Origin of the sequence: Pseudomonas lopnurensis (assembly GCF_015070855.1) — a bacterium.
GTDB classification, from domain to species: Bacteria; Pseudomonadota; Gammaproteobacteria; order Pseudomonadales; family Pseudomonadaceae; genus Stutzerimonas; species Stutzerimonas lopnurensis.
Map to the genome: position 1 here is coordinate 20,072 of NZ_JADDIX010000098.1, position 13,165 is coordinate 33,236.

At 65.9% G+C, this 13,165-nt stretch carries 12 protein-coding genes; 2 read left to right on the forward strand and 10 right to left on the reverse strand.

Going from position 1 to position 13,165, the window contains the following annotated elements:
* Nucleotides 1-27: 27 nt before the first annotated feature.
* The 4 genes from arfA to leuS all read right to left on the reverse strand — a co-directional run bounded on the left by arfA (nt 28) and on the right by leuS (nt 4,892).
* Nucleotides 28-186, reverse strand: a complete 159-nt coding sequence (gene arfA, locus IN820_RS20225; protein WP_193682684.1) for an alternative ribosome rescue factor ArfA — start codon at nt 184-186, stop codon at nt 28-30.
* Between the two features lie 385 nt (nt 187-571).
* Nucleotides 572-1,600, reverse strand: coding sequence for a DNA polymerase III subunit delta (holA, locus tag IN820_RS20230; RefSeq protein ID WP_193682685.1), 1,029 nt, complete (start codon nt 1,598-1,600; stop codon nt 572-574).
* A 37-nt stretch (nt 1,601-1,637) separates the two neighbouring features.
* Entirely contained in the window at nt 1,638-2,243 is a 606-nt protein-coding gene (locus IN820_RS20235) for an LPS-assembly lipoprotein LptE (protein WP_193682686.1), read from the reverse strand.
* A gap of 42 nt (nt 2,244-2,285) precedes the next feature.
* On the reverse strand, nt 2,286-4,892 hold the full coding sequence (gene leuS, locus IN820_RS20240) for a leucine--tRNA ligase (RefSeq protein WP_193682687.1): 2,607 nt from the start codon (nt 4,890-4,892) through the stop codon (nt 2,286-2,288).
* A 264-nt stretch (nt 4,893-5,156) separates the two neighbouring features.
* On the opposite strand from leuS, the gene IN820_RS20245 reads away from it, so the two are divergent.
* Complete coding sequence (locus tag IN820_RS20245) at nt 5,157-5,594, forward strand: hypothetical protein (protein ID WP_193682688.1); 438 nt, start codon at nt 5,157-5,159, stop codon at nt 5,592-5,594.
* A 228-nt stretch (nt 5,595-5,822) separates the two neighbouring features.
* Nucleotides 5,823-6,596 carry a YdcF family protein gene (locus tag IN820_RS20250; RefSeq protein ID WP_193682689.1) on the forward strand — a complete coding sequence of 258 codons (774 nt, stop codon included), beginning with the start codon at nt 5,823-5,825 and terminating at the stop codon, nt 6,594-6,596.
* 161 nt (nt 6,597-6,757) lie between these two features.
* Here IN820_RS20250 and lnt read toward each other — a convergent pair whose 3' ends face one another.
* The 6 genes from lnt to IN820_RS20280 form a co-directional block, all read right to left on the reverse strand.
* Complete coding sequence (gene lnt, locus IN820_RS20255) at nt 6,758-8,266, reverse strand: apolipoprotein N-acyltransferase (RefSeq protein WP_193682690.1); 1,509 nt, start codon at nt 8,264-8,266, stop codon at nt 6,758-6,760.
* 104 nt (nt 8,267-8,370) lie between these two features.
* On the reverse strand, nt 8,371-9,210 hold the full coding sequence (locus IN820_RS20260) for an HlyC/CorC family transporter (RefSeq protein ID WP_193682691.1): 840 nt from the start codon (nt 9,208-9,210) through the stop codon (nt 8,371-8,373).
* Nucleotides 9,207-9,701 carry an rRNA maturation RNase YbeY gene (gene ybeY, locus IN820_RS20265; protein ID WP_193682692.1) on the reverse strand — a complete coding sequence of 165 codons (495 nt, stop codon included), beginning with the start codon at nt 9,699-9,701 and terminating at the stop codon, nt 9,207-9,209. Before ybeY ends, IN820_RS20260 begins: the two co-directional genes overlap by 4 nt.
* Nucleotides 9,694-10,701, reverse strand: coding sequence for a PhoH family protein (locus IN820_RS20270; RefSeq protein ID WP_193682693.1), 1,008 nt, complete (start codon nt 10,699-10,701; stop codon nt 9,694-9,696). The genes ybeY and IN820_RS20270 overlap by 8 nt, the downstream gene beginning before the upstream one ends.
* Nucleotides 10,702-10,928: 227 nt before the next feature.
* On the reverse strand, nt 10,929-12,242 hold the full coding sequence (miaB, locus tag IN820_RS20275; RefSeq protein WP_193682694.1) for a tRNA (N6-isopentenyl adenosine(37)-C2)-methylthiotransferase MiaB: 1,314 nt from the start codon (nt 12,240-12,242) through the stop codon (nt 10,929-10,931).
* Nucleotides 12,243-12,529: 287 nt separating this feature from the next.
* The gene (locus IN820_RS20280; RefSeq protein WP_193682695.1) at nt 12,530-13,072 is read right to left on the reverse strand and encodes a tetratricopeptide repeat protein; all 543 of its coding nucleotides are present in this window, start codon (nt 13,070-13,072) and stop codon (nt 12,530-12,532) included.
* Nucleotides 13,073-13,165 lie beyond the last annotated feature (93 nt).

Here is a 13,165-nt window from a genome sequence, read left to right on the forward strand (position 1 = left end):
TTACCACGCTTTGATTCTCTTGGCTTTTTAGGCCGCCAGATGGACCGAAGCCTCCCAGTGGGTGGACTGGGAGGCTTCGCGGCGGTAGCTGCCTTTGCCTTTTTTCGGCGTTTCCCGGCGACTGCGAAACAGTGGCTGCGTCACCAGGTGCTTGGCCTTGTTCGGCCGTTTTCGACTCTTGCTCATGCGATTACCCTCTGGCTTGCCTGGGATCGGGCGAGGGCATCATAGGCGTTGTGCAAAAAATGTCCAGATGTAGAAACGCAAGCTTGAAATGGGCTCTGCGGGGCGATGCTCTTAGGCTTCAAGCTTCAAGCTTCAAGCTTCAAGCTTCAAGCTTCGGCAGAACTGTAGGGCGGGTGAAACCCGCGCGGACGGTGCCAAAATCAACTCCGAATCGGCGGGTTGCACCCGCCCTACGGCCAGGAGGCTGAACGTCAAACGGCTCGAGTCCGAGCGAAAACCGGCGTTTTTTCGTCCAGCTTTCCGGCCTCCCGCGCTTTCATCGAAGACCGTTGCGGAATAACGCCACAGCGCGATCGCTCTGGAGCCGCAAGCTCGTAGCTCCAAGCTAGACTCCGATCCGCCGCCCGCTCAGCTGCAGGCAGATATTGGCCAGGCCGATCCAGGGATCGCCTTCGGCCTGGCCCTTGATCTGCGCATCGACGCGCTGCGCATCCGTCAGCAGCTGGCTCCAGCGCGCGGCGCTGTGGCGTTGCAGGGCCTTGGAGACCAGTGGGCGACGCTTGTCCCAGACTGGCGGGCGGGCCTGGCTGAAGGCGCGCTCCAGCGCAATGCCCTGGTCGTACTGCTGGGCGATGTTGGCCAAGAGGCGCAGCTCGCGGGCCAGCGCCCAGAGAATCACCGGTGCCTCGACGCCCTCGCCGCGCAGGCCATCGAGCATGTGCAGGGCATGGGCCGCCTGGCCGTGCAAGGCGGCGTCGATCAGGCCGAAGACGTCATAGCGCGCGCTGTCGGCCACTGCGGCCTGCACGGTATCGGCGGTGACCTGGCCGCCCTCGGCGAGCAGCTTGAGTTTCTCGATTTCCTGGGCGGCTGCGAGCAGATTACCTTCGACCCGGGCGGCGATCAGTTCCACCGCTTCCTGGTCGGCGGACAGCCCGGCCTGGGACAGACGCTGGCGAATCCACTGCGGCAGCTGCGCGGCATCCACCGGCCAGATCTGCAGGAACTGCACGTCCTTGCCATCGATCAGCGCCTTGGCCCATTTGGTCTTCTGCGTGCTGCCGTCGAGCTTGGGCAGGCTGATCAGCAGCACGGTGTCTTCCGCGGGCCTGGCCAGGTATTCCAGCAGCGCCGCGGCGCCCTTGTCGCCGGGCTTGCCGTTGGGGATGCGCAGTTCGAGCAGGCGCTTCTCGGCGAACAGGGAAAGGCTGGCACCGGCCTCGATCAGTTGGTTCCAGTCGAAGCCGCTGTCCACGTTGAACACCTGGCGCTCGCTGAAGCCCTGCGCGCGAGTCGCGCCGCGAATGGCGTCGCAGGCCTCCTGGCAGAGCAGGTGCTCGTCGCCGCACACGACGTAGACGGGCGCCAGGGTGCCTTGCAGGTGTTTACCGAGCTGGGCGGGAGAAAGCTTCATGGAAAGGATGACGGGGGCCTGGCGGCCCCCGTGCGCATCACTGGATGGGCAGCTGGATGGGCGATTGTTGCGGCTGCGCGTCCTGGGCGCGGCGTGCGGCCTCCAGCGCTTCGGCTTCGGCGCGGGCCCTGGCTTCGGCCTCCTGTTGCAGGCTGTCGAGCTGGGCCGGGGTGATGCGCTGGATGCGCATGACCAGTTGCTGCAGCATTTCACGACGCATTTCCTGGCGCAGCTGGTCGCCTTCCTGGGACGAGCCGATCAGGTTGTTGCTGTCGTGCACGTAGACCTTCTGCACTTCGACGCTGTCTTCGAGCAGCAGCAGGTTCTGCGGGCCGCGGAATTCGTAGTCGAGCACGCTGGTGAGCTCGTATTCGGCGCTGCGGGCCGAACTGGTGTAGCTGGCGGTGCGCCGACGGGTCTGCTCGTTGGCGAGGTTGAGGCTGTACTTGGCGCCGGGGTGAACGCGCACGTCATTGCTTTCGAGCAGGGCCTCGAGCTGCTGCACCGTCTCGCCGTAGCTGTTGCGCGCCTGCAGGTCGATTTCCTTGAGGCCGAATTCCACGTCGCCGGTGCCGCGCAGCTGAAAGCCGCAGGCACTCAGCAGCAGGGACAGGCCCAGTACCACCAGATTCCGCTTGATCATCTTGTTATCCCCTTGCTGTCCCGGCGCATGCGCCGGGCTGGATCAGTTTGCGACGATATTGACCAGTTTGCCCGGCACCACGATGACCTTGCGGATCGCCAGGCCCTCGGTGAAGCGCAGTACGTTTTCGTTGGCGCGCGCGGTGGCCTCGACCTCTTCGCGGCTGGCACTGGCCGGCACTTCGATCTGGCCGCGCAGCTTGCCGTTGACCTGCACCACCAGCGTCAGGCTGTCCTGCACCAGGGCGGATTCATCCACCTGCGGCCACTGGGCGTCGATGATCGCGCCGCTGTTGCCCAGTCGCTGCCAGAGTTCGTGGCAGATGTGCGGGGTGATCGGTGCCAGCAGCAGGGCGACGGCTTCCAGGCCTTCGTGCAGCAGGGCGCGGTCCTGGTCGGTGGCGGCAGCGGCCTTTTCCAGCACGTTCATCAGTGTCATCACCTGGGCGATGGCGGTATTGAACTTGTGGTGCTGGCCGACATCGACGCTGGCCTGCTTGATGGCCAGGTGAATCGCACGGCGTACGGCCTTCTGTTCGTCGCTCAGGCTGGTAACGTCCAGCGTGCCCGGCAGGCCGGCGCTGACATGGGCCTGGGCGAGGCGCCAGACGCGGCGCAGGAAGCGGCTGGCGCCCTCGACGCCGGAGTCGGACCACTCCAGGCTCATGTCCGGCGGCGAAGCGAACATCATGAACAGGCGGCAGGTGTCGGCGCCGTAGGCATCGATCATCGCCTGCGGGTCGACGCCGTTGTTCTTCGACTTGGACATCTTCTCGGTGCCGCCGATTTCCACCGGCAGGCCGTCGCTGGCCAGCTTCGCGCCGATCACCTTGGCCTTGGCGTCACGCTCGACGATCACGTCGGCGGGGTTGAACCAGTCCTTGCCACCGTTTTCCAGGGTGCGGTAGTAGGTCTCGGCAACCACCATGCCCTGGGTCAGCAGGTTCTTGAACGGCTCGTTGGAGCTCAGCAGGCCCTCGTCGCGCATCAGCTTGTGGAAGAAGCGCGCGTAGAGCAGGTGCAGGATGGCATGCTCGATGCCGCCGATGTACTGATCCACCGGCAGCCAGTGGTTGGCGGCGGCCGGGTCGACCATGCCCTGTGCGTAGTTCGGGCTGGCGTAGCGGGCGAAGTACCAGGACGACTCGACGAAGGTGTCCATGGTGTCGGTCTCGCGCTTGGCTGGCGCGCCGCATTTCGGGCAGCTGCATTCGTAGAATTCGGGCATCCGCGCCAGCGGGCTGCCGGCGCCGTCCGGTACCACGTCTTCGGGCAGCACGACGGGCAACTGGTCTTCCGGGACCGGCACGTCGCCGCAGGTCTGGCAGTGGATGATCGGGATCGGGCAGCCCCAGTAGCGCTGGCGGCTGATGCCCCAGTCGCGCAGGCGGAACTGGGTGCGCGCCTGGCCGAGGCCTTTCTTCTGCAGCGCCACCTCGATGGCATCGAAGGCGCCTTCGAAGTCGAGGCCGTCGAAGACGCCGGAGTTGATCAGCTCGCCGTGTTCGCCATAGGCGTCCTGCCAGGGTGCCGGGGTCTGGTCGCCGAAGCGGGTGCGCACCACCGGCTTGATCGGCAGGCCGTACTTGCCGGCGAACTCGAAATCGCGCTCGTCGTGCGCCGGCACGGCCATCACCGCGCCCTCGCCGTAGTTCATCAGCACGTAGTTGGCGACCCACACCGGCAGCAGCTCGCCGGTCAGGGGGTGCTGCACGCGCAGGGACGTGGGCAGGCCTTTCTTTTCCTGGGTGGCGATGTCGGCTTCGGCGACGCCGCCGCGCTTGCACTCGTCGATGAAGGCCTGCAGTTCGGGGTCGTTCTGCGCGGCCAGGGTGGCCAGCGGGTGCTCGGCTGCAACAGCGACGTAGGTGGCACCCATCAGCGTGTCGGGACGGGTGGTGAAGACCTTCATCACGCCGTCGCTGCCGATGCTGGCGACGTCATAGGGGAAGCTGATTTCCATGCCGCGCGACTTGCCGATCCAGTTGCGCTGCATGGTCTTGACCTGTTCAGGCCAGCCGTCCAACTCGTCCAGGCTGCTCAAGAGTTCGTCCGCATAGGCGGTGATCTTGAAGTAGTACATCGGGATTTCGCGCTTCTCGATCAGCGCGCCGGAGCGCCAGCCGCGGCCGTCGATGACCTGCTCGTTGGCCAGCACGGTCTGGTCGACCGGGTCCCAGTTGACGGTGCCGTTCTTGCGGTAGATCACGCCCTTTTGGTACAGGCGGGTGAACAGCCACTGTTCCCAGCGATAGTAATCGGGCTTGCAGGTGGTGACTTCGCGCGTCCAGTCGACCGCCAGCCCCAGGCTCTTCAACTGGGCCTTCATGTAGGCGATGTTCTCGTAGGTCCACTTGGCCGGCGCCACCTGGTTCTTCATCGCAGCGTTTTCCGCCGGCATGCCGAAGGCGTCCCAGCCCATCGGCTGCAGCACGTTCTTGCCCTGCATGCGCTGGTAGCGCGCGATCACGTCGCCGATGGTGTAGTTGCGCACGTGGCCCATGTGCAGCTTGCCGCTGGGGTAGGGGAACATCGACAGGCAGTAGAAGGTGTCCTTGCCGGGCTGCTCGCTCACTTCAAAGGATTTGTTCGCATCCCAGTGGGACTGCGCGGCGGCTTCGATTTCGCGGGGCTGATACTGTTCGTGCATGGCTACTGGCGTTGGAAAAGAGGGCTGGCTCTCCACGGGTGCGGCGGCACAGGCTCGGTGGGCGGGTCCTGTGGACCTGGCGCGAACCGTTGCCGGTGGGCGGCGGGCGGAGGGCATGGAAGCGCCGTAGCATACATGACCCCCCGCGGCCTAGGGAAACCCGATTTGCCGCCGCGCCGGGGCTCCGTCCGTCGTGCCGGGTTCGAGGCGCCCAGGCTGAGCTACGCTTGGTTCAGGGGGCGGGATGAATACGAGGTGAGTTTGATGGACAGAGAGCCGCAAGCGGAGGACAGCAATCTCTATGCGCGGGTGCTGCAGCGCTTGAGCCTGGCGCTGCAGGAGGCGGAGCGAAGCAGCAGCCATGGCGGCGAGTTGGAGGTTCGCGGGCTGACCCCGGCGGAGTTCGAGTTGATCAGGGCCTATCTGCAGCGCGACTCCCAATGGTTGTCGGGCTGGCACGCGGCGGCCGAGGAACAGGCGCATCTGTCGCGGCAGGCGCTGCGTCCCGGCGTGCGGGGCGCCAGTCGCCCGCGCCACAATGGGCGCAAGCACGCGCCGCTGGCATTGAAGCAGGCGCTCAGCTGCGCCCTGTGCGACACCGAGGTGCCCTGGCCCGAAGGGGCGGGACCGGCCAGGTGCCCGGCCTGCGGATCGCAATTGCTGCGCGCGCGGCAACGCCTGCATACCTATCCGCGTCACTGAACCGGGGCGATCGCGCTATGCGCGCAAAGAGCCGAAAACAGCGCTGGAAGGCTGGGGGACAAGCGGTCCGAGTGAAAACGGGCGTTTTTTCGTCCAGCTTTCCAGCCTCCAGCGCTTTTTATCGAATGACCGTTGCACAGTAGCGCCATAGCGCGATGGTCACTGAACGAACTCCCGACAAATGCCACCGCTGCCGTTAGAGTTGCGGTTTTGACAGCGGGAGGCGGGATGCCGATTCGTTATTTTTTCAAGCAATTGCTGCTGCCGCCGGGCGGCCTGTTGCTGCTGTTGCTGCTGGGCTGGTGGCTGCGCCGGCGGGCGCCGCGGTTGGCGGCATTGTGTTTCGTCACGGGATTCGGCGGGCTGTGGCTGATGAGCTTGCCGGTCACCGTGGAATGGGCGGCGCGGGCGATCGAAGGCGAGCCGGCGCTGAGCGCGGCGCAATGGCCGGGCCTGCGCGAGCGAGCAGGCGCCATCGTGGTGCTGGGGGGCGGGCGAGAGCAGGCCGATCCGGCGTGGGGCGGCGATCAGCCGAGCCATGTCGCTCTCGAACGCTTGCGTTATGCCGCGCGCCTGGCGAAGGCAACCGGCCTGCCGGTCCTCACCAGTGGCGGCCTGCACTACGGCCAGCCGCCGAGCGAGGCGATGCTCGGCGCCGAGGTGCTGCAGCGGGATTTCGGCGTGCCGACCCGCTGGCTCGAGGAGCGCAGCCGCACCACCTGGGAAAATGCCGTATTCAGCGCCGAGATGCTCCGTGGCGCCGGTATCGAGACGGTGGTGCTGGTGACTTCGGCGGCGCACATGCCGCGTTCGCGCTGGTGCTTCGAGCAGAACGGTCTCGAGGTGATCGCCGCGCCGATGGGCTTCATGGGCGGACACAATGCGCGCCCCCTGGGCGGCTGGCTGCCGGAAGCCAAGGCCTTCTGGCAGAACGGCATGCTGCTCAACGAAGCCGTCGGGATGCTGGTGTACCCGCTCGTCTATGGTGCGGAAGGCGAGTGAGGGAACGGCGCGCTCGATGCGTGTCCTGGCCGTAGGTTGGGTTGAGCTCCGCGAAGCCCAACGGACGAGGCCACAGGCGACGGATTCGTTGCGTCGTGGGGCCTCTCTGCCGGGCTCGGCCCTGCAATGTTGGGCTTCGCTGCTTCGCAGCTCAACCCAACCTACGCCTTGCGCCTGAGCAGCGCCCAGCCGAGCAGCAGGGTGCAGATCGCGATCAGCGGCCACGAACGCCAGCGCAGGTAGGGCGTCAGGCCCTGCATCGGCGTGACTTCGCCGTAGAGCACGGCCTGCTCGAACTGCGGGATCTGTTCGGTGATCCGCCCCTGGGGGTCGATCAGCACGGTGATGCCGTTGTTGGTGGCGCGGATCATCCAGCGGCCGGCTTCCAGGGCGCGCATCTGCGCCATCTGCAGGTGTTGCAGCGGGCCGATGGAGCGGCCGAACCAGGCGTCGTTGCTCACCGTCAGCAGCAGGTCGCTCTGCGCCGCCAGCCCGGCGGCGAACTCCGGATAGACCACCTCGTAGCAGATGTAGGGCGCGATCTGCAGGCCCTTGGCCTGCAGCAGCGGCTGGCCCGGCTCGCCGCGGGCGAAGTCGGACATGGGCAGGTCGAAGAAGGCGATCAGCCCGCGCAGCAGGTCCTGCAGCGGCACGTATTCGCCGAAGGGCACCAGCTTCTGCTTGAGATAGACCCCGGCGCCGTCTCCGGCCGTGGTCAGGCCGTTGTAGTAACGCAGTTCGCCGTCCGCGTTCGGCTGGCGCACCGGCACGCCGGTGATCAGCGCCGCATCACGTTGTTCGGCGAAGCCGGCCATCATCGACAGGTAGCCTTCGGCATGTTCCTTGAGGATCGGCACCGCGGTTTCCGGCCAGACGATCAGTTGCGCCGGGCGGCTGCGGAAAGTCATGTCGCGGTAGAGCAGCAGCTGCATTTCCAGCTTCTTCGGGTCCCACTTCATGCTCTGCTCGACGTTGCCCTGCACCGCGGCGACGCTCAGCGCTTCGCCCTTGGCGGTGGTCCAGGCATGCCCCTGCAGCGCCAGGCCCGCGAGCCACGGTGCGATCAGCAGCACGATGCCTGCGACCAGGCGCGGTTTGTCGGCCAGCAGCCGCGGCAGCGCGACCAGCAGCGCGGCGCTGAGGGCGATGACGAAGGTCAGCAGCCAGATTCCGCCGATCGGCGCCAGCCCTGCCAGCGGGCCGTCGAGCTGGCTGTAGCCGCTGTAGAGCCAGGGAAAGCCGGTGAGGATCCAGCCGCGCAGCGCATCGAGCGCCAGCCAGAGCGCGGCGAAGGCCAGGGCATCGCCCAGCGGTGTGTGGCGGTTGCGCAGCAGGCGTGCCCAGAGCCAGCCGAGCAGGGCGAAGAACAGCGCCAGCCCGGCGACGAAGCCCAGCGTCAGCAGGCCCGCCAGTGCCGGCGAGGCTGCACCGAAGTCGTGGATGCTGACGTAGACCCAACTGACGCCGGAGGCGAACAGGCCGAAGCCGTAGCACCAGCCGCGTTGCGCCGCCTGCTTCGGTGTGGCTTCGCCCAGCCCGAGGTAGAGCAGGGCGATGGACAGCAGCGCCAGCGGCCAGAAGTCGAACGGCGCCAGCGACAGGGTGGTCAGCGCGCCGGCGGCCAGCGCCAGCAGGTTGCCCGGCCAGCCGGGGCGAAACAGCAACTTCATGCGATCACTCATGCTAGGAGAGGAGGGGCAAGCTTCAAGCCGCAAGCGTCAAGCTGCAACTAAAAGCGAAAAGCTCACCGAAGCCGCCCAGGCTGATGGGCCGCTCAGTCGCCGAGCCGGCTGAAGCGAAGCATGTGCACGCGGCGACTGTCGGCATTGAGCACGCGCACGCGGAAACCGTCGATCTCGGTGATTTCGTTGCGCTTGGGCAGGTGGCCGAAGGTGCTCATCACCAGACCGGCGACGGTGTCGAACTCGTCGTCGGGGAAGGCGCTGCCGAAGTAGTCGTTGAAGCTGTCGATCGGCGTCAGCGCCTTGACCAGGAAGTCGCCGCTGGGCAGCGGACGGATGTAGCTGTCTTCCTCGACGTCGTGCTCGTCCTCGATGTCGCCGACGATCTGCTCCAGCACGTCCTCGATGGTCACCAGGCCGGCCACGCCGCCGTACTCGTCGATGACGATGGCCATGTGGTTGTGGTTGGCGCGGAATTCGCGCAGCAGCACGTTGAGACGCTTGGATTCGGGCACGAAGGTGGCCGGGCGCAGCAGGTCCTTGATGTCGAAGTTCTGCTGGTCGTCCTTGAGGATCAGCGGCAGCAGGTCCTTGGCCAGCAGCACGCCGATCACCTCGTCGAGGCTCTCGCCGATCACCGGGTAGCGCGAGTGCGCGGCCGAGATGATCGCCGGGAGGAACTCCTTCGGCGACTGGTCGGCCTTGATGCTCATCACCTGCGAGCGCGGCACCATGATGTCGCGTACCTGCAGGTCGGCGACCTGGATGGCGCCTTCGACGATGGCCAGCGCCTCGTTGTCGAGCAGCTTGTTCTGATGGGCTTCGCGCAGGATTTCCAGCAATTCCTGGCGATTTTTCGGCTCATGGGCAAAAGCCTGGGTGATTTTTTCCAGCCAGGTCTTCTGCCCGCTGATCGATCGGTCTTCGCTCATGTGTTTGACTCGGGAGTCCTTGCGGTGCCCGTTTCGGGCTGTTCGTCGGTGTAGGGATCGGGATGCCCCAGTTCGGCCAGCAACTGGCGTTCCAGGTCTTCCATTTCCTCGGCCTCGGCATCTTCGATATGGTCGTAACCGAGCAGATGCAGGCAGCCGTGGATGACCAGGTGCGCCCAGTGCGCCGCCGGCGCCTTGCCCTGTTCGGCCGCCTCGCGTTCGACCACCGGTACGCAGATCACCAGGTCGCCGAGCAGGGGGATGTCGAGCAATTCGTCCGGGACATCCGCAGGAAACGACAGCACGTTGGTAGCGTAGTCCTTGTGCCGCCAGGTGCGATTCAATTCGCGGCCTTCGGCCTCGTCCACCAGGCGGATGGTCAGCTCGGAATCGCCGCTGCGCTGGCGCAGCGCCAGTTCGCACCAGCGCTGGAAATCCGTTTCGTCAGGGGCGGCGGCGCCGCTGGCACGTTGCAGGTCGAGCTCAATCACCGGCGTTTTCCTGGCCGCCGCGCTTGCCCGCCTGGGCCGGGCTGGCTTCGAAGGACTCGTAGGCCTCGACGATGCGCTGCACCAGCGGATGGCGTACCACGTCCTTGGGCTTGAAGTGGGTGAAGCTGATGCCGTTGACGTCCTTGAGTACCTTGATCACGTGGGCCAGGCCGCTCTTGGTGCCGCGTGGCAGGTCGACCTGGGTGATGTCGCCGGTGATCACCGCGGTGGAGCCGAAGCCGATGCGGGTGAGGAACATCTTCATCTGTTCCTGGGTGGTGTTCTGGCTTTCGTCGAGGATGATGAAGCTGTTGTTCAGGGTGCGCCCGCGCATGTAGGCCAGCGGCGCGATCTCGATCACCTGCTTCTCGATCAGCCGCGCCACGTGCTCGAAACCGAGCATTTCGTAGAGCGCGTCGTACAGCGGGCGCAGGTAGGGGTCGATCTTCTGCGCCAGGTCGCCGGGCAGGAAGCCGAGCTTCTCGCCGGCTTCCACCGCCGGACGCACCAGCAGGATGCGGCGCACCTGCTCGCGCTCCAGCGCGTCCACCGCGCAGGCCACGGCCAGGTAGGTCTTGCCGGTGCCGGCAGGACCGACGCCGAAGTTGATGTCGTTGTCGAGGATGGCCTTGACGTAACGCTGCTGGTTGGCGCCGCGCGGACGGATGTTGCCCTTGCGGGTGCGCAGGGTGACGCCCTGGTGGGCGTTCGGGTTGGCCAGGTCTTCCATCCCGGATTCCTGCAGGTACAGGTGCACCATGTCCGGGGACAGCTCGGTGGTCTTGGTTTCCCGGTACAGGCGGCGCAGCAGGTTTTCCGCGGACTTGGCCACGTTGGCCGGGCCGATCAGCTCGAACTGGTTGCCGCGGTTGCGGATTTCCAGCTCCAGGCGCTGTTCGATCAGGCGCAGATGCTCGTCGAATTGGCCGCAGAGATTGGCGAAGCGACGGGCTTCAAAGGGTTCGAGGGTGAAACGATGAGGTTCTATGGGTGCGTTCAAGGGCTTTTATGTATGGCCGGGTTCGGCGAAATGATGGAAGAAAGAATAGCGAAAAAAGCAGCTTGAAGCTGCAAGCCATAAGCTGCAAGAAAAAGCCTGACGGACTTTGGGCTCCGGCCCGCACGCTGATCCGCTTGCAGCTGTAGGTCGGGTCGCGCTTCACCGACCCGACGAGCGGGGTCACGGTGGATGTAGAAGACGACATCCACCCTAGGCTCGCGTGCAGCCTAGCCCAGCAAGGTGCCACGCAGGGAGTGCGGCAGGGCGTCGTCGATGTGCACGTCGACGAACTGGCCGATCAGGCGCGGGGTGTCGCAGCGGAAGTTGACGATGCGGTTGTGCTCGGTGCGGCCCTGGAGCATGCCGGGGTCCTTCTTCGAGTAGTCGCTGACGAGGATGCGCTGGGTGGTGCCCACCATCCGTCGGCTGTTCTCGAAGCCCTGCTGGTTGATGCGCTGCTGCAGGATCGCCAGGCGCTGCTTCTTCACCTCGTCCGGGGTGTCGTCGACGAGATCCGCCGCCGGGGTGCCGGGGCGCGCGCTGTAGACGAAGGAGTAGGAGAAGTCGAAGCCGACGTCCTCGATCAGCTTCATGGTCTGCTCGAAGTCCCGGTCGGTCTCGCCGGGGAAGCCGACGATGAAGTCCGAGCTGATCAGGATGTCCGGCACCGCCGCCTTCAGCCGGCGGATGCGCGACTTGTATTCCAGCGCGGTGTGGTTGCGTTTCATCGCCGCCAGCACCCGATCGGAGCCGGCCTGCACCGGCAGGTGCAGGTATTTCACCAGCTGCGGGATGTCGGCATGGGCCTGGATGATGGCGTCGGAGAATTCCAGCGGGTGGCTGGTGGTGTAGCGGATGCGGCCGATGCCGTCGATGGCCGCCACCGCGTGCAGCAGGTCGGCGAAGTCGTGGCCGTCGAAGCGATAGCCGTTGACGTTCTGCCCCAGCAGGGTGACCTCCTTCACGCCGTTCTCGGCCAGGTGGACGACCTCCGCCAGCACGTCGGCCAGCGGCCGGCTGACTTCCTCGCCGCGGGTGTAGGGCACCACGCAGAAGGTGCAGTACTTGCTGCAGCCTTCCATCACCGAGACGAAGGCGCTGGGGCCGTCGACACGTGGCTCGGGCAGGCGGTCGAACTTCTCGATCTCGGGGAAGGAGATGTCCACCTGCGGCTTCCTGGTGGTGCGCGCGGCGTCGATCATTTCCGGCAGGCGGTGCAGCGTCTGTGGGCCGAAGACCACGTCGACATAGGGTGCGCGATCGCGAATCGCCGCGCCTTCCTGGCTGGCCACGCAGCCGCCGACGCCGATCACCAGTTGCGGGTTGTCCTGTTTCAGTTCACGCCAGCGGCCCAGTTGCGAGAAGACCTTTTCCTGGGCCTTTTCGCGGATCGAGCAGGTATTGAGGAGGATCACGTCGGCTTCGGCCGGGTTCTCGGTGATTTCCATGGCCTGGTGTTCGCCCAGCAGGTCCACCATGCGCGAGCTGTCGTACTCGTTCATCTGGCAGCCATGGGTTTCGATGAAAAGCTTGCGGGTCATGTTACGGGCCGGCGTTGTGCAAAAAATGACCGGGGATTATAGGGCCAGGGATAAGCCGATAAAAGCGTGGGCGGTCGATAAAAGCGCTGGAGGCTGGAGGGCAGGGCGAGAGAGGCGGCCTTGGGAGGACGTCCCGCACCGATGCGCAGTTGGGTCGAGGCGCATGACGCCGGAGCCCAACGACCCGGCCGCGACGCGACGCCCCGCTTGCCGGGCTTTCGCTGCGCTCAACCTCGGCGGCCCCGCCCGGTCTACGTCTCGTCTGGCGAGAGGCGGCCCCGCTCACGCTACGGGCGGAACGGGCCGCGGCCTTCGGCGGCCTGCAGCTCCATCAGGTAGTCGCGGAAAATCTGCCCGAGCACCTGGGTGGCGATTTCCAGCTCGTCGCGGCGCATCTGCGCGGAGACCCGGTCGGCGGTATCCAGCGCGTCTTCCTCGCCGTTGACCGCGGCCATCTTCAGGACGATATAGGCCTGCACGTTGTTGGCCTTGACCCCTTCGCCGCGGAAGAACATCACCCCGAGCCGGTGCTGTGCCGCGGCATGGCCGCCCAGCGAGGCCTGCTCGAACCAGTGCAGCGCCTGAGCCAGATCGCGCGGCGCGCGGCGCCCGTCGTAGTGGAACTCGCCCAGCTCGTAGGCGGCTTGCAGGTCGCCTTCGCTGGCGGCCTGCTGGCAGGCGCGCAGGGCTTCGGGGAGTTCTTCGGGAACGGTGTTGAGCGCACAGCGGGCCGTTGCCGGGATCAGCAGGGTATTGCCGCCGGCCAAGGCCGCCAGAGGCGAGAGAAGCAGCAGACAGCCCAAAGACAGGATGCGGCCGGTGCGGGTCATGAAATCTGGCGCCTCGGGAATCAGGGCGATAATGAGTTTGGACTGCGAAACGAGGCAGCTGTCACATTATGGATAAGCTGCAGTCCGCTTACA

Coding starts and splice junctions, on each gene's coding strand:
- leuS (WP_193682687.1), bottom strand. CDS start 4,892: ATGCACGAACAGTATCAGCCCCGCGAAATCGAAGCCGCCGCGCAGTCC.
- holA (WP_193682685.1), bottom strand. CDS start 1,600: ATGAAGCTTTCTCCCGCCCAGCTCGGTAAACACCTGCAAGGCACCCTG.
- IN820_RS20245 (WP_193682688.1), top strand. CDS start 5,157: ATGGACAGAGAGCCGCAAGCGGAGGACAGCAATCTCTATGCGCGGGTG.
- IN820_RS20250 (WP_193682689.1), top strand. CDS start 5,823: ATGCCGATTCGTTATTTTTTCAAGCAATTGCTGCTGCCGCCGGGCGGC.
- miaB (WP_193682694.1), bottom strand. CDS start 12,242: ATGACCCGCAAGCTTTTCATCGAAACCCATGGCTGCCAGATGAACGAG.
- IN820_RS20235 (WP_193682686.1), bottom strand. CDS start 2,243: ATGATCAAGCGGAATCTGGTGGTACTGGGCCTGTCCCTGCTGCTGAGT.
- lnt (WP_193682690.1), bottom strand. CDS start 8,266: ATGAAGTTGCTGTTTCGCCCCGGCTGGCCGGGCAACCTGCTGGCGCTG.
- IN820_RS20280 (WP_193682695.1), bottom strand. CDS start 13,072: ATGACCCGCACCGGCCGCATCCTGTCTTTGGGCTGTCTGCTGCTTCTC.
- IN820_RS20260 (WP_193682691.1), bottom strand. CDS start 9,210: ATGAGCGAAGACCGATCGATCAGCGGGCAGAAGACCTGGCTGGAAAAA.
- arfA (WP_193682684.1), bottom strand. CDS start 186: ATGAGCAAGAGTCGAAAACGGCCGAACAAGGCCAAGCACCTGGTGACG.